The organism is Mesorhizobium sp. CO1-1-8 (assembly GCF_020164875.1).
Taxonomy (GTDB): Bacteria; Pseudomonadota; Alphaproteobacteria; order Rhizobiales; family Rhizobiaceae; genus Mesorhizobium.
On the sequence record NZ_JAIUGZ010000001.1, the window covers coordinates 26704 to 45489 of the forward strand.

At 62.6% G+C, this 18786-nt stretch carries 17 protein-coding genes and 1 riboswitch; of the genes, 8 read left to right on the plus strand and 9 right to left on the minus strand.

Annotated elements, in window-relative coordinates:
- The first annotated feature begins 8 nt into the window (after positions 1 to 8).
- The 3 genes from LB558_RS00130 to LB558_RS00140 all read left to right on the plus strand — a co-directional run bounded on the left by LB558_RS00130 (position 9) and on the right by LB558_RS00140 (position 2458).
- On the plus strand, positions 9 to 686 hold the full coding sequence (locus LB558_RS00130) for a DUF1345 domain-containing protein (protein ID WP_224695559.1): 678 nt from the start codon (positions 9 to 11) through the stop codon (positions 684 to 686).
- A 97-nt stretch (positions 687 to 783) separates the two neighbouring features.
- A complete protein-coding gene (locus LB558_RS00135; RefSeq protein WP_224695560.1) occupies positions 784 to 1665 on the plus strand; it encodes a cytochrome b/b6 domain-containing protein in 882 nt (293 codons plus the stop codon).
- Between the two features lies 1 nt (position 1666).
- Positions 1667 to 2458: a molybdopterin-binding protein gene (locus LB558_RS00140; protein WP_224695561.1), complete on the plus strand. Its 792-nt coding sequence runs from the start codon at positions 1667 to 1669 to the stop codon at positions 2456 to 2458.
- Positions 2459 to 2497: 39 nt separating this feature from the next.
- On the opposite strand, the gene LB558_RS00145 is transcribed toward LB558_RS00140, so the two are convergent.
- Positions 2498 to 3292 carry an Asp/Glu racemase gene (locus LB558_RS00145; protein ID WP_224695562.1) on the minus strand — a complete coding sequence of 265 codons (795 nt, stop codon included), beginning with the start codon at positions 3290 to 3292 and terminating at the stop codon, positions 2498 to 2500.
- Between the two features lie 221 nt (positions 3293 to 3513).
- On the opposite strand from LB558_RS00145, the gene LB558_RS00150 reads away from it, so the two are divergent.
- Together LB558_RS00150 and LB558_RS00155 are read left to right on the plus strand one after the other, a co-directional pair.
- A complete protein-coding gene (locus LB558_RS00150) occupies positions 3514 to 4794 on the plus strand; it encodes a D-amino acid dehydrogenase (RefSeq protein ID WP_224695563.1) in 1281 nt (426 codons plus the stop codon).
- 8 nt (positions 4795 to 4802) lie between these two features.
- Positions 4803 to 5531, plus strand: a complete 729-nt coding sequence (locus LB558_RS00155; RefSeq protein WP_224695564.1) for a GntR family transcriptional regulator — start codon at positions 4803 to 4805, stop codon at positions 5529 to 5531.
- 36 nt (positions 5532 to 5567) lie between these two features.
- Here the strand turns inward: LB558_RS00155 and LB558_RS00160 are convergent, their stop codons facing one another.
- A complete protein-coding gene (locus LB558_RS00160) occupies positions 5568 to 6569 on the minus strand; it encodes a hypothetical protein (protein WP_224695565.1) in 1002 nt (333 codons plus the stop codon).
- 235 nt (positions 6570 to 6804) lie between these two features.
- A riboswitch (glycine riboswitch) is annotated at positions 6805 to 6891 on the plus strand.
- 149 nt (positions 6892 to 7040) lie between these two features.
- Between LB558_RS00160 and gcvT the strand changes: the two genes are divergently transcribed.
- From gcvT to gcvP, 3 genes are read left to right on the plus strand one after another with little or no spacing between them, the layout of a single operon-like run.
- Positions 7041 to 8141: a glycine cleavage system aminomethyltransferase GcvT gene (gene gcvT / locus LB558_RS00165; RefSeq protein WP_224695566.1), complete on the plus strand. Its 1101-nt coding sequence runs from the start codon at positions 7041 to 7043 to the stop codon at positions 8139 to 8141.
- A 5-nt stretch (positions 8142 to 8146) separates the two neighbouring features.
- The gene (gene gcvH / locus LB558_RS00170) at positions 8147 to 8515 is read left to right on the plus strand and encodes a glycine cleavage system protein GcvH (RefSeq protein WP_128303368.1); all 369 of its coding nucleotides are present in this window, start codon (positions 8147 to 8149) and stop codon (positions 8513 to 8515) included.
- Positions 8516 to 8532: 17 nt separating this feature from the next.
- Complete coding sequence (gcvP, locus tag LB558_RS00175) at positions 8533 to 11343, plus strand: aminomethyl-transferring glycine dehydrogenase (RefSeq protein ID WP_224695567.1); 2811 nt, start codon at positions 8533 to 8535, stop codon at positions 11341 to 11343.
- Here the strand turns inward: gcvP and LB558_RS00180 are convergent, their stop codons facing one another.
- The 7 genes from LB558_RS00180 to LB558_RS00210 form a co-directional block, all read right to left on the minus strand.
- Entirely contained in the window at positions 11344 to 12519 is a 1176-nt protein-coding gene (locus LB558_RS00180; RefSeq protein WP_224695568.1) for a GGDEF domain-containing protein, read from the minus strand.
- Positions 12520 to 12675: 156 nt separating this feature from the next.
- A complete protein-coding gene (locus LB558_RS00185) occupies positions 12676 to 13146 on the minus strand; it encodes a hypothetical protein (RefSeq protein ID WP_224695569.1) in 471 nt (156 codons plus the stop codon).
- 141 nt (positions 13147 to 13287) lie between these two features.
- Positions 13288 to 14274: a hypothetical protein gene (locus LB558_RS00190; protein ID WP_224695570.1), complete on the minus strand. Its 987-nt coding sequence runs from the start codon at positions 14272 to 14274 to the stop codon at positions 13288 to 13290.
- Positions 14208 to 15170 carry a type II secretion system F family protein gene (locus LB558_RS00195; RefSeq protein ID WP_224695571.1) on the minus strand — a complete coding sequence of 321 codons (963 nt, stop codon included), beginning with the start codon at positions 15168 to 15170 and terminating at the stop codon, positions 14208 to 14210. Before LB558_RS00195 ends, LB558_RS00190 begins: the two co-directional genes overlap by 67 nt.
- A gap of 1 nt (position 15171) precedes the next feature.
- A complete protein-coding gene (locus LB558_RS00200) occupies positions 15172 to 16137 on the minus strand; it encodes a type II secretion system F family protein (protein ID WP_224695572.1) in 966 nt (321 codons plus the stop codon).
- Positions 16138 to 16141: 4 nt separating this feature from the next.
- Positions 16142 to 17563 (minus strand): CpaF family protein, encoded by a 1422-nt coding sequence (locus LB558_RS00205; RefSeq protein WP_224695573.1) that lies wholly within the window; start codon positions 17561 to 17563, stop codon positions 16142 to 16144.
- Complete coding sequence (locus LB558_RS00210) at positions 17560 to 18774, minus strand: AAA family ATPase (protein ID WP_224695574.1); 1215 nt, start codon at positions 18772 to 18774, stop codon at positions 17560 to 17562. Before LB558_RS00210 ends, LB558_RS00205 begins: the two co-directional genes overlap by 4 nt.
- Positions 18775 to 18786: the final 12 nt, after the last annotated feature.

The following is an 18786-nucleotide window of genomic DNA, read 5'->3' on the forward strand; positions in this document are numbered from 1 at the left end:
GAACCGACATGGCTGCCGAAACCCCGATGAAGTCTCCCATGCAGCGCCACATGCTGTTCGCGGTGTCGGCCTGCGTTGGCGTTTTTGCGCTCCTCGTGGCATTGCTGCTGCACGCCCCGCTCGCCTATTCGATCGGCGCCAACGCGTTCTTTGCCGCCTATGTCATTCTCGTCGTCGCCCAGATGCCGAAGTTCACCGGCAAATATCTGAGCAGGAATGCGCGCGCCACCGACCAGCCGGTGCTGGTCATCTTCGCTGTGACGCTTGTCGTCGTCGGCGTTGCCGTCATCTCATTGTTCCTGCTGATCAATCAGAAGGACAGAAACCATCCTATAGAGCTCATCTTCGCGCTGCTGTCGATCCCGCTCGGCTGGTTCACAATCCATGCCATGGCAGCGCTCCATTATGCCCATGTCTACTGGATGGACGGCGATGCGGTGGATGGCGAGACCAGGAAGAAAATCCCGGTCGGCGGGCTGCTGTTCCCAGGTGACAAACGGCCGGAAGGCTGGGATTTCCTGTACTTCTCGACGGTGATCGGCATGACCGCACAGACCGCCGATACCAACATCTCGACAACGCATATGCGTCGTGTCGTGCTTGTCCATTCGATCCTGTCGTTTTTCTTCAACACGGTGATCGTCGCCGCCGCCGTCAATCTCGCCGTCAGCCTGGGCGGCCCGTAATAAATCCGTGATCGGATGAAACATCGGTTTGGATCGCGACGTATCAGGAGGACAATGAACGCGCAGGCCATGCCGCTAGGCCGGGAGACGAAACACGATGGAATCCGTTGCCAGAAGCCAATCCGCCGCCGATCCAGGCGCTTCTGCGTCGAACGACAAAACGCTGATCTATCGCCAGTCGCGCTGGACGCGGCTGACGCATTGGCTCTGGGCCATCTCGCTGTTCTTCATGCTGCTGTCCGGCCTGCAGATCTTCAATGCTCGTCCTCAGCTCTATATCGGCAAAGAGTCGGGCTTCGACTACAACAACACCATCTTCGCCATCGGCGCCGAGAACTCCGATGCGGGTCCGCGCGGCTACACGGAAATCTTCGGGCATCGCTTCGACACCACCGGTGTGCTCGGCTGGTCGGGGCCGGCAGGCCAGGAGACGTCCCGCGCCTTCCCATCCTGGGCGACCATCCCCTCCTACTATGATCTCGGCACCGCGCGCGTCATCCATTTCTTCTTTGCCTGGATACTCATTACGACGTTGATGGTCTGGTTTGTCGCCAGCACCGTGAACGGCCATCTGCGGCGCGATCTCGCGCCACGCCTCGACGACTTGAAACGACTACCGCAAGACATCGTCGACCACGCCAAGCTCAAATTCCACCACACGCGCGAATACAACACACTGCAGAAGATGGCCTATGGCGGCGTGCTGTTCTTGTTGTTGCCACTGATGATCATCACCGGCCTGGCGATGTCGCCAAGCATGAACGCGGTACTGCCGTTCCTCAACGATCTGCTCGGTGGCCGGCAGACGGCACGCACCATCCATTTCACCGTCATGGTGCTGCTGGTCGCCTTCTTCGTCGTCCATATCCTGATGATCCTGGCCGCCGGCCCGATCAACGAATTGCGCTCGATCATCACCGGCTGGTATCGCACCGATCCTCCCGCGCAGGACAACAAACCCGTCGAGAGGAGTGCGTGACATGGCGAAATTTGAGATCAGCCGCCGCAAATTCCTGACCGGTGCCAGCCTCGGCGCCTCCGGCATCATGCTGTCGGGCTGCGATGCCTTCGACAGCCAGCTAAGCATCGGCAGCGGCCTGCGCAGTTTCCTCGAAAACGCCAATGGCCTGACATACCGGGCGCAACGCCTGCTTGCCGGACGCGATGCGCTGGCGCCGGAATTCACCGACGCCGACATCCGCCAGCCGCAGCGGCCGAACGGCGTCACCGCACCCGATGACGATGTTTACAAAGGTCTGCTCGCCAACAACTTCGCCGACTGGCGGCTGGAGGTTTCAGGCCTTGTCGAAAAGCCGCTGTCACTCAGCCGCGAGCAGCTTCAGAACATGCCGAGCCGCACGCAGATCACCCGCCATGACTGCGTCGAAGGCTGGAGCTGTATCGCCAAATGGACCGGCACGCCGCTGTCGCTGGTGCTGGACCAGGCGGTGGTCAAACCGCAGGCACGCTATGTCATGTTCCATTGCCTCGACACGATCGACCGCAGCCTGTCGGGCGACATCAAATATTACGGCAGTATCGACCTGATCGATGCCCGTCACCCGCAGACGATCCTTGCCTACGGCCTGAACGGCAAGCCGCTGCCGGTCGAGAACGGCGCGCCGATGCGCGTCCGCGTCGAGCGCCAGCTCGGCTACAAGATGCCAAAATATCTCTACAAGATCGAGTTGGTCGACGGCTTTGCCGATGTCGGCGGCGGTCGGGGCGGCTATTGGGAAGACAATGGCTACGACTGGTATGGCGGGATCTGAACCGCATGCCGCTAACGTCGCGGATATAAAGCGGCCAGCTTACAGCGAGCGGCGAAACAGTTCGCCCTTTTCGGCAATCTGCTCACCGATGCCGCCGAGCCGCAGCATGTGCCAGGCAAGGGCGTGATTGCTCGAGGTTACCGGTTTCCCCAGGTCCTTCTCGACCTCCTCGATGATGCGGGCAACGCGCATGCTGGTGCAGGACACGAACACGGCCTCACAGTCGCTCGACGCGCCGATTTCCAGGATGGCCTGCTTGACCGACGCCGGCGTGATGCGCGCAACGACATTGTCGTCCGCCTCATTGAAGGAGCCCATGACCGGAATATCCATCCCCCGCGCCATCAGCGATGCACGCAGGGAGTGATTTATTTTCGCCAAATAAGGGGTGAGCAGCGCTATCCGCGAGACGCCCAGAGCCTTCAGCGCCGCCCGCGCCGCGGTCACCGGGTTGGTCACCTGCACCCCTGGCAGCACCTCGTGAACGCGCGCCGCAACCTTGTCCTCGCCGATGACAAGCGCTCCCGAGGTGCAGGCAAAGCCGATCACATCGAACTTGACGTCGGGCAACAGGCCGACCGTGCCGGGGATCACCGCCGACATTTTCATCAGGTTCTCCGGCGTGATCTCGACGTCGCTGTAGAGCCGCGCCTCGTACAGCGCGATGTCGCGCGCCGGCAGCGCATAGCGGAATTCATCCTCGATGGTCTGGTCGGTCCGCAGCACGAGCAGGCCGAGATTGGCGCGGGTGCCGATACCGTCATCGGTCTTGAAGGGAATGTGTTCCTTGTCGAGGACAAGCGTGTCGTCGGCACGGCTAACCGGGGCGTCCATGGTGCAGTCCCCTTCCTGATGCCAATCAGAATTGTCGACAATAGAAACGACAACATAGCCGAGCGTGTCAAGAGCTCCGTTCCGATTTAAAAACCCGGGAAATAGCGGAATTCTGAGATTGAGTGAGTCGTCCATCAGCCGTCCACCCATGCGCCGTTGACAATGACCAGCGTCTGCCTATTGAATTGTCGACAACAGGAACGACAGCCATTGGGACGGCAATGCGCGTATTGATTTTGGGCGGGGGCGTGGTCGGGATCACCACTGCCTATCAGTTGCAAAAGGACGGCCACGCGGTCACCGTTCTCGAGCAGGCACCGCAGGTGGCCGAGGGCGCTAGCTGGGCAAATGCCGGCATGATCGCGCCTGGCCATTCCTTCGTCTGGTCATCGCCAGCCGCCCCGAAAATCCTGCTGAAGTCGCTGTTCCAGAAGGACCAGGCGCTTCGTTTCAAACTTTCCGCCGATCCGCATCTCTACAGCTGGTCGCTGCGCTTCCTCATGCAATGCACGGCCGCCAGGGCGCGCCGCAACACCCTCCTCAAACATCGGCTCGCGGTCCATTCCCAATCGGTCCTGCAGGCGGTCGTCAGGGAGGAAGCGATAGAATACGACAGGACGTCGGCCGGCATTCTTTACTTCCACCGAAGCCGTGAGGCGCTCGACAAGGGCGTCGCCAACATGCGCCTGCTGGAAGCCGACGGCCAGGAGATCCGCATTGTCGACGCGCAGGAAATCGTTGATCGCGAGCCGGCGCTGGCTTCGTCACGCGGCAGCATTGCCGGCGGCATAGTGTGTCCGACCGACGAAACCGGCGACGCCGCCAAGTTCACGCGCGCAATGGCGGCCATCGTCGAAACGAGGGGCGGCAAGATCCTGACAGGCACCAGGATCGTCGGGATAGAGCGCAGGAACGACGCGATCACCCGGGTCGTCACCGACAAGGGAGAAATCCTGGCCGACGCCTACGTTCTGTGTCTGGGCGCGGAAAGCCCGATCCTTGCCCGCAAGATCGGCCTTGGTCTGCCGATCTACCCGATCAAGGGTTATTCCCTGACCATTCCCATCGTCGACCAGGCCCTGGCTCCAAAGCTGCCGGTTATCGATGAGCACAATCTCGTTGCCATCACGCCGATGGGCGATCGCATCCGCGTCACCGCCACCGCGGAATTCGCAGGCTATGATCGCAGCCACAAGTCTTCGGATTTTGCCTTCATGAAGCGCGTCACGCAGGAGCTGTTTCCACGCGGTATCGCCTATGATCGCGCCGAGATGCGGGCCTGTCTGAGACCCATGACGCCCGACAATCTGCCGATCCTTGGCCTGCGCAACATCAAAAACCTCTGGCTGAACACCGGCCACGGCCATATCGGCTGGACGATGGCGCATGGATCGGCCCGCATCGTCGCCGATCTGATCGCCGGCCGGGCCGCGCCGATCGCCCTCGACGGCATCCTTCCCACACAGGCGCGGTTCGTCAAACCAAGCACCGCAAAGGCTTGACCGACGCCATGCTCCGACCGACCAGGCAAACCAACCAGGACAACAGCGCGGCGTCAGCGTCCAAGCCGATCAAAACCGGCCCACGTGTCTATGAAGAGATCCGCCGCATGGCGATGGACTATCGCTTCAAGCCGAACGAACGCATCAACGAAGTGGCGCTTGCCGCGAGGCTGAATGTTAGCCGCAGCCCCATCCGGGAGGCCCTCCAGCGGCTGGTCACGGAGGGACTCATCACCTTCCAGACCAATCGCGGTTTCTTTTGCCGCGGCTTCGATGTCGACGAGATCGTCAATCTTTCCGACGTGCGGGCGGTGCTCGAGGAGCGCTCCGTCAGGCTGGCGATCCAGCGCGCGACAAATGAAGAGCTTGCCGCGCTCGTCGACTGGTGGACGCTCACCATGGCGCGCGCCGACTCGTTTTCCAGCGCCGAGCTGACCGCCAGGGACGAGGAGTTTCACATCCGCATCGCCAGGCTGTCAGGCAATCCCGAACTGGCGCGCATGCTCGAAGGCGTCAACACGCGCATCCAATTCGTTCGCAAGATCGAAGTGGAGAAGCACCGGCGACTGTCGACGACCTACACCGAACATAGCGAAATCGCCCGAGCCATGGTAGCCCGCGATGCCGACAGCGCGGCCAGGCTCATGCATGACCACATCGAAATCAGTGTCGCCGATGCCATGTCGACCGTTCGGGAAGGCCTGGCCCGGATATACGTCGACGTCGACCAGATCTGACCAGCAACCCGGATCTGATTAGGAATCCCTGGTCGGTCAGGCAACCTTGTCGAGCAGCGGCCTGAGCGCCGGATGGATTTCCGGCGAGGCGTGCTTGATCAGCGTCAGAAGCGCGCGTTCGTTCTCGTAAAGAGGCCTGTCGACGCCAATATGTTCGATCAGCCAGCCGGCTTCGCCGGCATCAATCGTCTCGGCGCGGCGTGCCAGGGCCTCGGCCGCCCTGTTCTTGGCCTCCCACTCGGCCTCGATGTCGCCTGGAGACCGGTAGGCTTCCATGATGCCGGCAAGGCCGCCGGAGATCATGCGGCTGAAGAAGCCGCCGATTTCCGGATCGGCATGTTCGAGGAAGGCATCACGGCGCAGCGCCACATCGCGCGTCGGTGCTTCGTAACCCGCCGAGCACATGACGAAATTGGCGATCGCCTTGACGAACAGCTCGTTCCAGGACGGATCGTTGTGTCCTTGAGCAGTGCGCTCGTTGATCTTGAACAGCACCTCGGCCTCGGCGCGCGTGATGGCGATGTTGCCGTCGCCGCCATGGGCATGGAGGATCCGGCGCAGCAGCTCGACCTCCGCCTTTGCGATGAGGCCCGGAGTCAGCGCGCCGTCGAGCATCAGCGGCCCCTTGCCGTCGATGACGGCATGCGCCACCTGCTCCAGCGCATACACACAAAGCTGGCTCGGCGACGATTTCGCCTGTTCAAGCACATGCACCAGCAATTCGAGCTCGGTCCGGCTGTCAACCATGCCATCGCGCGAGATCGTGCGGATTAGCCAGTCGGCATTGTCCTGCGAGATATAGCCCGATGGCTTTTCCTGGTGGGCGATATAGTCGGTGATCGCCTCGACGAAGAAAGGCGGCCATTCCTGGCATTTGTCCTTCGCCGTGGCATCGAGCGCGAACAGCGCCTCGGCCTCGCCGCGCGTCACGACGCCGTCGCCGAACACTTCATGGCGCAACATCGCCACGTCCTCCGCGGCGATGCGGCTTTTCGAGGTCAACCCGGCCACCGGCGCGCTCATGATCAATTCGCCCATTTGTCGTCCCCGTCCGCCGTCGCCAAGCGCCAGCCCCTACCCGCCAACATATCAGCAGTGTCTTGAAAAACCGGCAAACGGCGTGGTTAGCGAAGACTTGCCGCCAACGCATGTCACCTGAAAGCGTGCCGTGGTTTTGGAGAACGACATGCACGCGCTTTAGATGTCGCGGACAGGTGACAAGCGGTCGCGCGCAAGCTATGGATGGCGCGTCGAGGACTCAGGGTCTGAGTCCTACCTGTTTGCGGGAGAGAACAGCGAGAGCTGTCGCCGAAGGGGAAATCGCCCGAAATCTCTCAGGCAAAAGAACCGTAGACGGGAAAGACACTCTGGAAAGTCGGGGCTTGCCCCCGCGCCGAAGGTGTAAGCGCCGCTGACAGAGTTCCGGCTGCGCGAGTCTCTCAGGCTTCAGACAGAGGGGCACGGACTGGTCGCCATTCGCGACCGATTGCGTGCGACTCTGGAGACGACATGACGGGCGACGACACAAGACACCTTCCCCTCGAAGATATCCATATGGCCGCCGGTGCGCGCTTTGGCGCCTTTGCCGGCTGGTCGATGCCCCTGACCTATCCGACGGGCGTCATGAAGGAACATCTTCACACCCGCGAACAGGCCGGCCTGTTCGACATCTCGCATATGAAGTTGTTCGAGGTGAGCGGACCGGAAGCAGTTTCACTGCTCAACCGCGCCTGCCCACTGGATGCCGGCGCGCTCGAAATCTCACAGTCCAAACTGTCCTTCTTCCTCAATGAAGCAGGCGGCATCCTGGACGACCTGATCGTCACCAGACTTGGCGATGCCAGGTTCATGGTGGTCGCCAATGCCGGCAACGCCGTAGCCGACGAAAAGCATTTGCGTGCACTTGCCGCGGATTTCGACGCGAAGGTCGAGCCGCTCGACCGCGTCTTCCTTGCCATTCAGGGCCCCGAAGCCTGGGCCGTCCTTTCCCGCGCCGGCATCGAGACCGGCTCGCTGCTGTTCATGCATGGGGTCGAACCGCGCAAGAACTGGTTCATGAGCCGGTCGGGTTATACCGGCGAGGACGGTTTCGAGATCGGCCTGCCGGAAGTCGATGCACGCGATCTCGTTGGTAAATTGCTCGGCGACGAGCGCGTGCTGTGGATCGGGCTAGCCGCCCGCGACAGCCTGCGGCTGGAGGCAGGGCTGTGCCTGCATGGCCAGGACATCACGCCGGAGACCGATCCGGCCAGCGCCGCCTTGATGTGGGCAATTCCAAAGGAAATCCGAGCTTCCGGGGCTTTCATAGGCGCCGATGCGCTCCGCGCCGCTGTGGAACGAGGACCCGCGCAAAAGCGGGTCGGGCTGAAGCCGGAAGGCCGCCAGCCGGTGCGTGGCAGTGCCGCGCTCTTCGACGCCGACGGTAATCCGGCTGGCCATGTCACATCGGGCGGCTTCGGCCCCTCGGCCGGCCATCCGGTCGCCATGGGCTATGTCTCGACAGCTCTGGCAAAGCCCGGAACACGGGTTTTCGCCGATGTGCGCGGCACGAAAATTCCAGTCGATATCAGCTCCCTGCCCTTCACACCGCATCGCTACCGCAAAGGATGATTTCCATGGCAACAACCTATTTCACATCAGATCACGAGTGGCTCCGCGTCGAGGGCGGCATCGCCACTGTCGGCATCACCGACTATGCGCAGGAACAGCTCGGTGATCTCGTCTTCGTCGAACTGCCGGAGACCGGAAAGAAATTGACCAAGGGCGACACCGCCGTCGTGGTCGAATCCGTCAAGGCCGCTTCCGATGTCTACGCGCCCGTCGATGGCGAGATCACCGAAGCCAACAGCACGCTGTCGTCGGACCCGTCACTGGTCAACTCGGCGGCAACCGGCGCCGGCTGGCTGTGGAAGATGAAGCTTGCCGACGAAAGCCAGCTCGCGGGCCTCATGGATGAGGCCGCCTACAAAGCCCATATCGGCTGATATCAGGACGGATTGACATGACCGCAGCACTCACTCCCTTCTCGGCCCGCCATATCGGCCCGAGCGTCAACGATGTCAGAGCCATGCTTGCCGTGATCGGCGTTCCGTCCATCGAGACGCTGATCAGTCAGGCCGTGCCACAGTCGATCCGCCTCGACTTGCCACTGAACCTGCCCGCACCGGCCAGCGAAGCGGAAGCGCTGGCCGAATTGTCGGCGACCATGGCCAAGAATACGGTGCTGAAGAGCTTCATCGGCGCCGGCTATCACGGCGTCCATGTGCCACCGGTGATCCAGCGCAATTTGTTCGAGAACCCGGCCTGGTACACAGCCTACACGCCGTATCAGGCCGAGATCAGCCAGGGCCGGCTCGAAATGCTGTTCAATTTCCAGACGCTGGTCACTGAACTGACCGGCCTGCCGGTGGCGTCGGCCTCGCTGCTGGATGAAGCAACCGCCGTGGCCGAAGCGGTCGGCATCGCCTTGCGCCACCACCGCGACAAGCGCACCAAGATCGCACTTGCCGGCACGCCACACCCGCAGACACTGGACGTTGTGCGTACCCGCGCCGAGCCGCTCGGCATCGAGATCGACGGCGAGACGATCGACGACAACACGGCTGCTTTGCTCGTCTCCTGGCCGGATACGTTTGGGGTCTATGGCGACCACAAGGCTGCGATCGACAAGGCGCGTGCGACCGGCGCCATCGTCGTCTTCATCGCCGACCCGCTCGGCCTGGCGCTGACCGATGCGCCGGCCAAACTTGGCGCCGACATTGCCGTCGGCCCGATGCAGCGTTTTGGCGTGCCGATGGGCTTTGGCGGGCCGCACGCCGCCTATTGCGCCGTCTCGGACAAATTGACGCGACTGATGCCCGGCCGCCTCGTCGGCCAGTCGACAGACAGCAAGGGGCGTCCCGGCTACCGGCTTGCCTTGCAGACGCGCGAACAGCATATACGCCGCGACAAGGCGACCTCCAACATCTGCACCGCGCAGGCGCTGCTCGCCAACATGGCGACCGCCTATGCGATCTGGCATGGCCCCGCCGGACTGCAGGCGATTGCCGGGCGCATCCACACGCTGGCCAATCGTCTGGCAAGCGGCCTCGAAGCGGCAGGCGTGTCAGTGATCGGTGCCAGCCGTTTCGACACGGTGACGGTGGAGACCAAGGGCAAGGCGGCGCAGATCGCCACTGCGGCTGAAAAGACCGGCCGGCTGCTGCGCGTCATCGATGCCGACCATGTCGGCATCAGCTTCGACGAGACCTCGACCGACGCCGATCTCGATGCGATCGCGACCCTGTTCGGCGCCAAGGCCGCTCCGTCGGCCGACAGCACGATGCCCGGCAAGCCGCGCGGCAAGGAATTCATGACCCAGCCTGTTTTGCGCGAAAACAAGTCGGAAACCGAGATGATGCGCTTGCTGCGCCGGCTGGCCGACAAGGACCTGGCGCTCGACCGCACCATGATCCCGCTGGGATCCTGCACCATGAAGCTCAACGCGGCGGCGGAAATGATGCCGGTAAGCTGGCCTGAAATCGCCAATTTGCATCCTTTCGCGCCGGCAAGCCATTCGGCCGGCTATCGCGCCATGATCGGCGAACTGGAAGGATGGCTGTCGGAGATCACCGGCTTCGACGCCGTCAGCCTGCAGCCCAATGCCGGCAGCCAGGGCGAGTATGCCGGCCTGCTCGCAATCCGCGCCTATCATCGCTCGCGCGGCGAAGGCCATCGCACCGTCTGCCTGATCCCTTCCTCCGCGCATGGCACCAATCCGGCGAGTGCGGCGATGGCCGGCATGAGCGTTGTCGTCGTGCGCTGCCTGGAGGACGGCAATATCGACATGGACGATATGAGGGCCAAGGCCAACGAGCACTCCAAGAATCTCGCTGCGCTGATGTTCACCTACCCCTCGACACATGGCGTCTACGAGGAAGGTGCGCGCCACCTCTGCGCCCTCATCCACGAGCATGGCGGCCAGGTCTATTTCGATGGCGCCAACCTCAACGCCCTGGTCGCTTTGGCGCGGCCCGCCGATATCGGCGCCGATGTCTGTCATATGAACCTGCACAAGACCTTCTGCATTCCGCATGGCGGCGGTGGCCCGGGCATCGGCCCGATCGGCGTCAAGGCGCATCTGCAGCCCTATCTGCCGGGACATGTCACCGAAGGTTCGGCGCACGCCGTGTCGGCCGCACCATTCGGCAGCGCCTCGATCCTGCCGATCACCTGGATGTATATCCGCATGATGGGCGCCGCCGGACTGAAGCAGGCGACGGAGACCGCCATCATCTCGGCCAACTACGTGGCGACACGGCTCGCGCCGCATTTCCCGCTTCTCTACAAGGGCAGGCACGATCGCATCGCGCATGAATGCATCCTCGACACCCGCGTGCTCAAGGACAGCGCCGGCATCAGTGTCGACGATGTCGCCAAACGGCTGATCGACTACGGCTTCCACGCGCCGACCATGTCCTTCCCGGTCGCCGGCACGCTGATGGTGGAGCCGACCGAATCCGAGCCCAAGCGGGAACTCGACCGCTTCTGCGAGGCGATGATCGCCATCGCAGGCGAGGCAGCGAAAGTCGCCAAGGGCGAATGGCCTTTGGCCGACAATCCGCTGGTCAACGCGCCGCACACCGCCGCCGAGGTGCTGGCCGGCCAGTGGACGCATCCCTACTCGCGCCTGGAGGCGGCCTATCCCGCCGGCGACGCCGACACGGCAGCCAAGTACTGGCCGCCGGTGTCACGCATCGACAATGTCGCCGGCGACCGCAACCTGGTCTGCTCGTGCCCGCCGCTGTCGGACTATCTGGGTGCGGCGGAATAATTACGCGGAGCGCAAGGTCGGCTTGATCGGCTCGGCCTTGCCCATCCTCTTGCGGCTGATGACGCAATTTCGTCCGGCGCGTTTGGCGGCATAGAGCGCCGCGTCGGCCTCGGCGAGCACATTATCCAGGCTGCTGCCGCTTGCCTCGCCAAAGCCGATGCCGCCGCTGACCGTGCTGCGCAACTTGCCGAGCTGGGTGGCAACGATTTCGGTGCCGAAGGCAACGCCGATCTTGCTGGCGAGATCGTAGGCCTTTTCATCCGTCATCCGCGACATGACGATTGCGAACTCCTCGCCGCCCAGGCGGAAGGCGTCGACGCCGGTCCGGGCATATTTCTTGATGACCGCGGCGAAGCGGCACAAGACCTGGTCCCCAACCGGATGGCCATAGACATCGTTCGTCCGCTTGAAGTGGTCGAGGTCGAACATCACGATGGACATGAACGGACCGAAACTCCGTTCGCCGTAGAGCGACGTCAATGCCCGGCGGTTCAGCAACCCCGTCAGAGGGTCGGTCATGGTCTCGGCCTTCAGCTCGATCTGCGCCTGCAGATGGTGGAGGGAGAGCGTCAATGCGCCGAGCCCGGTCATGCAGGCCACCGCCACGACGGAATTCAGTCGTTCGGCCCAGTTGTCTGGCGCGGCCGCGAGCGTCCATTGCCCGTTGGTCAGTAGAACCACGCCACAAAGCGCGAACGACACCGCGCAGGTACCGCTCAGAAACGATACCACCAGCAGGATCCGGCGATCGTGGCTGCCGTTGATCCAGAACATGGCGCCCATCGCCGACAGCAGCGCCGTCACCGTGGTGTAGGTGACGATGAAGCCGACGCCGTCGAAGCCCATAAAGGTCACGACGGCACAAATGGCCATGGCGGCAAGCGCCGGTGCAATGGCACGTTTGTGGCCAGGCACGCCCAGATATTGCATGGCCGACACGCAGAGGATCAGGAACCCTAGAGTGAGCAGCGCTAGCACGATCTGACAAAGCAGCGGATCGGGATCCTTGGTGTATCGCCAGAACAGGATCACATGCGCGACCAGCACCAGAATTCCGCACGCCACCGTCAGCACGAAACCTGCCTTGGGCGCGGTGAACCAGATCGCAAACATGGTGACGCTGAGGCATATGCCCGACAGCGCGGCTGCGAGCAGGAGCGAACTGAAGTCCAGCATTCGGGCAAGGGCCTCTTGAGCGTCGGCGGTTGCGCTGCATTCTAGGTCAGCGGCAGCCCTCAGATACGGGTTTTCAGCCGATCGTTCGACCAACCTGCGGACAAGGTTTACAAAGCGTCGATACCAAGTGTCCCGAACGGACCCGTGGATGCGAGATCAACCCTTGTTCAAGAGAGCGAGGTTGGCGTTGACGACGGTGGGATCGGCCATGCCGGCCTTCGCTTCGAGCAGCAGCGCCCTGGCCTTCTTGCGATTGCCACGCAGCAGTTGCGAATAGCCCATATTGTTGACGATCTGCGGCTTGCGGCCGGCGACCTTCAAAAGCTGGCCGTAGGCACGGTCGGCGAAGTCGAAGCGGCCGAGTTCGTCATAGGAAGCAGCGAGCCCCATCCAGGCCTCCGCATTGTCGGCCTTCAACTCGACGGCCTTGCGGAAGTGCTTTTCGGCGAGGCCGTAATTGGCGTCGCGAAACTGCGCCTTGCCTTGCGCCAGATCGGAGGTTTCGATGTCCTTTGCCGCCGGTTGGATGGCCGTGGTCTTGGTCGTGTCGACGGTGCTGGTCGAACAGCCAGACATGATCAAGACGGCCGCCATCGCGGCCATTGCCGTGAAATTACTGTGACGCATGCCCCTGCCTCATCGCCCGATTTGCCGGGTCCTTCTTCAGGAAACACAATATATCAGCGGCGATTAAACTTCGGTGCCGAAACGCCGCCAAAATTCGGCTTCGGGCACACCAGCCATTAACCACAGATGCGAGCGACGTTCTCATGGCGGCCCCAGCGCCTTGAGCGGCTCCGGAACCGGATAGCGGCTGCCGTCATAGCGCAGCCGATAGGTCCGCGTCACGGACTTGCCGGGGTGGGATTGGCACTCGCCATCCTTGTCGACAAAAGGTTCGTCGGTATCGGTCCGCTCGACCGCGGTGATGTCGTGATAGCCGTGGTGGCTCGCCGGGCTCATCGCCAGGCTGACCTGGCTGGAATGAAAGGATCCGGCGCAATTGCTATCGCCTTCACCGCCATTGCCGGCCACGACGAGGCCGTCGAGCACCATCCGCAGGGCATCGCCATCGAGGGCATAGAGCCGCAGGCCGATTTGACTGAAGGGATTGAGCTGCGAATGATTTGCCATGTCAATGCGCAGGCCAAAGGTCGTGACTTTGGGCGCCAGCCTATAACGGCCGGTATCGAATTCGATGCCGCGGATGGCGATGGCATCGTCGCTCATCAGCCCGGGCTGCAGCAGGCGCTGGCGCACCTGTAGGCTCTTCCTGTCGACGACCAGAAGCTCGATATCGCCGACATGCTGGCCTTCGACGGATTGGGCGCTGTCGATCAAGGGCACTGCGACCAACAGCAGGTTGTCGTGAGCGGGCCAGATCTTGCACACCAACCCGGGCGGGTCGTAGTCCGAGTGCGTCAGGGCGATGCTGGTGTGAGGCTCAAGCGTGAACGACGCGCCGTCGGCACTCTTTCGAGCCTTTGGATAGGCCTGCTGCACCAGGGCGGCAGCATCACCGCAATCGCTGGCCGCAGCCCAGGCGGGCGATAAACTGGCTGCGGCGAGGCCGAAGAACAGAGTACGCAACAGCATTCGCATGGGCTTCTCACATTGCAGGGCCGAGTTCGGGCAGGATGCAGGGCAATGAATTGTCAGCCCTTCGCCAGGACTTTCGTGGGCGCTCGTTAGTGCGCGGTCATTTTGACGATGACTGGAATCGCCGCAATCATCAACACCACCGGCAGGATGCACACCACCACCGGCACCGACATCTTGGCCGGCAAAGCGTGCGCCTTTTCCTCGGCCAACGACATGCGCTTGTGGCGCATGTCGTCGGAGAAGACGCGCAATGCCCCCGACAGGCTGGTGCCGAGTTCCTTGGACTGCTGCAGCAGCGTGGCGAAGGAACGCACCTCGTCCAGGCTGAGGCGGTCGGCGAGCGCCTTCAGCGCATCGTCAAGGCTGCGCCCGGCCCTCAGCTCCAGCGACACCAGCTGCAGGTTCTGGCTGAGCGCGGGATAGGTCTTGGCGAGTTCCTTGGAGACGCGTTCTATGCCCGCCTCCATGCTCATGCCGGCATCCGAGCAGACAATCATCAGGTCCATGAAATCGGGAAACCCGTTGCGGTACTCACGCCTGCGTTCCCGCACTTTCTGGCTCAGCACCAGGCCAGGCAGGAAATAGCCGGCCGCTCCCGACAGGATGACGAATGTCCAGCGGCTGGCCATCGTCGCGTCCGGGCTGGCCATCCAGCGGTTGAGCACAAACACACCGATTGCCGTGCCGATCATCGCGGTGAACCGGATCAGGAAGAACGTGCCGACAGCGCGCGGCTCCATGTAGCCCGCCTGGATGAGCTTCATGCGCAGCCGGGCGACATTTTCCGGATCGCTCCTGGCGTAGAATTCCTGCGCCCGCTTTACCGCCTTCTCGCGCACGACGCCGGTATTCTTCTTCTGCACCGGCTCCGGTTTGGCTGCCGCGGGACCGTTGTCGACCCTGAGCCGGCGCATGACCTGGTTGCGATCGCCCTTCGCCGTGACAACAGGCCAGGCAACAGCGGCAGCTCCCACGGCCAGCAGCAGGATGGCCACCGGCATCAATGAGGTCGGCGCAAGCGAGGCGAGGAATTCGATGAAGCCCTGCATGTCAGAACTTGAAATTCGACATCTTGAACATCATTAGATTGCCCAGCATCAGCCAGGTGATCGACCCGCCAAGCAGATACCAGGTCTTTGGCTCGCCCCAGACGTCGCTGTAGAAGCCCGGCATCAGCGCCATGATGGCGGCAAACAGCAACGCCGGCACCGCCGTCAGGATGTAGGCCGACATCCGGCCTTCTGTCGCAATGGCGCGCACCTTGCGGCGCAGCTTGCCGCGCTCGCGGATCGTCGTCGCCAGGCCATCGAGGATCTCGCGCAGATTGCCGCCCGAACTGGTCTGGATCGAGACGGCGGTGACGAACAGCGGCAGATCCTCTTGGCCGACCCGGTCGAACAGCGCGTTCAACGCCGAAACCAGATCGGAGCCATAGGTCACTTCGTCGGCGATGACGCCGAACTCGCTGCCGATCGGGTCGGGCATCTCGCGCGCCACCATGGCGATCGCCACAGGCACCGGATGGCCGGCCTTGAGGCCACGCGTGATCAGTTCCAGCGCCTCCGGCAACTGCATGCCGAACCGCTTCAGCCGGCGCTTGCGCTTGAAACGCAACGTCATCACCGGCAGCACCGGCACAAGCACCACAAACAGCACAAGCCCCATCAGCGGCGGCAAGCCGTACCAGATGGCGACCAAGGCCATCGCCATCGCCACGCCACAGGTGACCGTCAGGAATTTCGACAGCGGCATGATCATGCCCGACTGGGTTCGCAGAGCGCGAAACCGGTCCGCCGAAAACAGCGGCGTCCCCGCGTCAAGGCCGCGCTCCTTGCGCAGTTGGACGAGCACCTGCTCCTGGCTGATCTTGTTTTCCTGCAGCTTCATGCGCCGATTGATGGCGGTGCGCTTGTCGCTGCGGCCGGCGTAAAGCAGGTAGCAGGCCTCGGCGATCAGGATGCCGGTCAGCGCGGCTGCGGCATAGACGACATAGATCGCGCTCATTCCATCGAACACTTGGCTACTCCTGCGGCCGGCCGGGTTCGAAATATCGTCCGGGAAACTCGATGCCCATGGCGCGCAGATCCTCAAGGAAGCGCGGCCGGATGCCGGTCGCCTCGTAGTGGCCCAGAATCTTGCCGTCGGCCTCTATGCCGGTACGCACGAAGCGGAAGATCTCCTGCATCTGGATGACATCGCCTTCCATGCCGGTCACCTCGGCGACACTGGTCACCTTGCGCTTGCCGTCGGACAGGCGCGTCAGCTGGACGATCAGGTCGAGCGCGCTGGCGATCTGGCTGCGGATCGACTGCACCGTCATCGGCATGCCGGTCATGCCAAGCATCTGCTCGAGCCGCGAAATGGCGTCGCGCGGCGTGTTGGCGTGGATGGTCGCCATCGATCCTTCGTGGCCGGTGTTCATTGCCTGCAGCATGTCGAAGGCCTCCTCGCCGCGGCACTCGCCGAGGATGACGCGGTCGGGGCGCATGCGCAGTGCGTTCTTGACCAGGTCGCGCTGCTTCAGCTCGCCATGGCCTTCGATGTTGGCCGGCCGCGTTTCCATGCGTGCGACATGCGGCTGCTGCAGTTGGAGTTCGGCCGCGTCCTCGATGGTGATCAGCCGCTCGTCCTCGGGAATGAAAGCCGACAGCGCATTGAGCATGGTCGTCTTGCCGGTGCCTGTACCGCCCGAAATGATCGTCGTCTTGCGGGCATGCACGGCCGCCGCCAGCACTTCGGCCATGTTCTGGGTGATGGCGCCGAATTCGACCAGTTTGTGCAGGCCGAGCTTGTTCTTGGAGAACTTGCGGATCGACACCAGCGGCCCATCGACCGCAACCGGGCGGATGGCCGCGTTGAAGCGCGAGCCGTCCAGCATGCGGGCATCGACCATCGGCTGTGATTCGTCGACGCGGCGACCGACCGCGGCGACGATCTTGTTGACGATGCGCAACAGATGCGCTTCGTCCTTGAACGGAATGTGGACCGGCTGCAGCTTGCCCTTCTTTTCGACAAAGCAGTTCATGTGGCCGTTGATCAGGATGTCGTTGATGTCGGGGTCCTTGAGCAGCGGCTCGAGCGGACCGAGGCCGACCATCTCGTCGACTATGTCGTCGACCAGCGCGTCAAGCTCGACGGTGTTGATCGCCATCCGCTCCTGCCTGGTCTTTTCCGACACGAAATCATGCACTTGCTGGCGCATCTCATCCTTCGGCAAACGCTCCAGCGCGACAAGATTGATCTCTTCGAGCAGCAGCCGGTGGATACGCACGCGCGCATCGAGCACCTTGTTGGCATTCTTTGCCGGCGCTGTGTCCGGCTTTGCCGGCAATGCCTTTCGGCTGGTCGGAATGACGACCGCATGATGGGCGACCGGCGTCGTCTCAGGCGCGCGCTGCGGACGCGCATCGCGGTTCTGCAGGGCGGAGAAGCGGCTGGTCATCCGGCTTTCCTCTTCAGCAATCCACGGCCCATATCAAATAGCGAGCGCGATTTTGCCCGGGTTGGGACCGCTTCTTCCGGCAGGATGATCTTCTTCAGATCGTTGACGACATTGGCATTGGGATCGATCTCGTGCAGCGGCACGCCGCGATCGACCGCTTCGCGCACCAGCCGGTAGTTGTTGGCGATGCCGCCGACGAAATGCTCGCCGAGAATCTCCTGGACGTCCGCCTGCTTGATGCCGTTATCGAACATCTTCTGTTCGAAACGGTTGACGATGACGTTCGGCTTCACTTCCTTGCCGGCAGTCTCGTAGACCGCCTGGATCAGCCGCTGGGTGTGGCGCAGGCACGGCACCGTCATTTCCGCGACGATGTAGAGCTTGTTGGAACCGAGCAGCACGGTTTCCGTCCATGGAAACCAGGTGCGTGGCATGTCGATGACGACATTGTCGAAATAGGCCGAAACGAGGTCCAGCATGCGCACCACGACATCGGTCTTGAATGAGCGCATCTCTGCTGGATGCGCCGGTGCCGCCAGCACGCAAAGCCCGCTGGCATGCTTGGACAGCATCACGTCGAGCAGTTGGCGGTCGAGACGCTCGGGCTGGTTCTCGATCTCGGTGATGTCGAAACGCGGTTCGAGATCGAGATATTCGGCACAGGCGCCCTGCTGGAAATTGAGATCGACGACACAGGTGGACGCGCCGCGCGTCACCGAGTGATGCAGCTGGAAAGCGGTCTGCAGTGCCAGCGTCGTGGTGCCGACGCCGCCCGCCGCAGGCATGAAGGTGTAGATCTGCGACTCGGTGTTTTCCTCACGCCCGGGTCCCTGCAGTGCCCGCACGACGGAACGCACCAGGTCGGCGGTGGTGATCGGCTTGACCAGGAAATCCGCGACCTTGAGCTGCACGAGAATACGCACCGCGGCCGCGTTGAACTCCTGGGTGACGACGACGACAGGAACCTTGTCCTCCAGCCGGCGCATAATGCGCTGCAGCGACTCGACCTCCTCCAGCTTTGCCGCATCCATGTCGACGATGATGGCGCCGAAGTCGGCTTCCTGGATCTCGCCGCGCAACCCGGTAACGTTCTTCTCCACTGTCGAGAGCTGTATGATCTCGGAGGCGGAAAACGCGGTGCGCGTGTCCTGCGCAAACGTCCTGTCGGTCGATACGAGCAGGATCTTCCTGGTCTTGATGCCGTTTGCCATTCTGTCAGCCTA

Excerpts from the sequence above, each read along its gene's own strand:
- gcvT (WP_224695566.1), top strand. The coding sequence starts at position 7,041 with ATGACGGGCGACGACACAAGACACCTTCCCCTCGAAGATATCCATATG.
- gcvH (WP_128303368.1), top strand. The coding sequence starts at position 8,147 with ATGGCAACAACCTATTTCACATCAGATCACGAGTGGCTCCGCGTCGAG.
- LB558_RS00150 (WP_224695563.1), top strand. The coding sequence starts at position 3,514 with ATGCGCGTATTGATTTTGGGCGGGGGCGTGGTCGGGATCACCACTGCC.
- LB558_RS00205 (WP_224695573.1), bottom strand. The coding sequence starts at position 17,563 with ATGACCAGCCGCTTCTCCGCCCTGCAGAACCGCGATGCGCGTCCGCAG.
- LB558_RS00195 (WP_224695571.1), bottom strand. The coding sequence starts at position 15,170 with ATGCAGGGCTTCATCGAATTCCTCGCCTCGCTTGCGCCGACCTCATTG.
- LB558_RS00135 (WP_224695560.1), top strand. The coding sequence starts at position 784 with ATGGAATCCGTTGCCAGAAGCCAATCCGCCGCCGATCCAGGCGCTTCT.
- LB558_RS00145 (WP_224695562.1), bottom strand. The coding sequence starts at position 3,292 with ATGGACGCCCCGGTTAGCCGTGCCGACGACACGCTTGTCCTCGACAAG.
- LB558_RS00155 (WP_224695564.1), top strand. The coding sequence starts at position 4,803 with ATGCTCCGACCGACCAGGCAAACCAACCAGGACAACAGCGCGGCGTCA.
- LB558_RS00140 (WP_224695561.1), top strand. The coding sequence starts at position 1,667 with ATGGCGAAATTTGAGATCAGCCGCCGCAAATTCCTGACCGGTGCCAGC.
- LB558_RS00185 (WP_224695569.1), bottom strand. The coding sequence starts at position 13,146 with ATGCGTCACAGTAATTTCACGGCAATGGCCGCGATGGCGGCCGTCTTG.
- LB558_RS00130 (WP_224695559.1), top strand. The coding sequence starts at position 9 with ATGGCTGCCGAAACCCCGATGAAGTCTCCCATGCAGCGCCACATGCTG.
- LB558_RS00210 (WP_224695574.1), bottom strand. The coding sequence starts at position 18,774 with ATGGCAAACGGCATCAAGACCAGGAAGATCCTGCTCGTATCGACCGAC.
- LB558_RS00180 (WP_224695568.1), bottom strand. The coding sequence starts at position 12,519 with ATGCTGGACTTCAGTTCGCTCCTGCTCGCAGCCGCGCTGTCGGGCATA.
- gcvP (WP_224695567.1), top strand. The coding sequence starts at position 8,533 with ATGACCGCAGCACTCACTCCCTTCTCGGCCCGCCATATCGGCCCGAGC.
- LB558_RS00160 (WP_224695565.1), bottom strand. The coding sequence starts at position 6,569 with ATGGGCGAATTGATCATGAGCGCGCCGGTGGCCGGGTTGACCTCGAAA.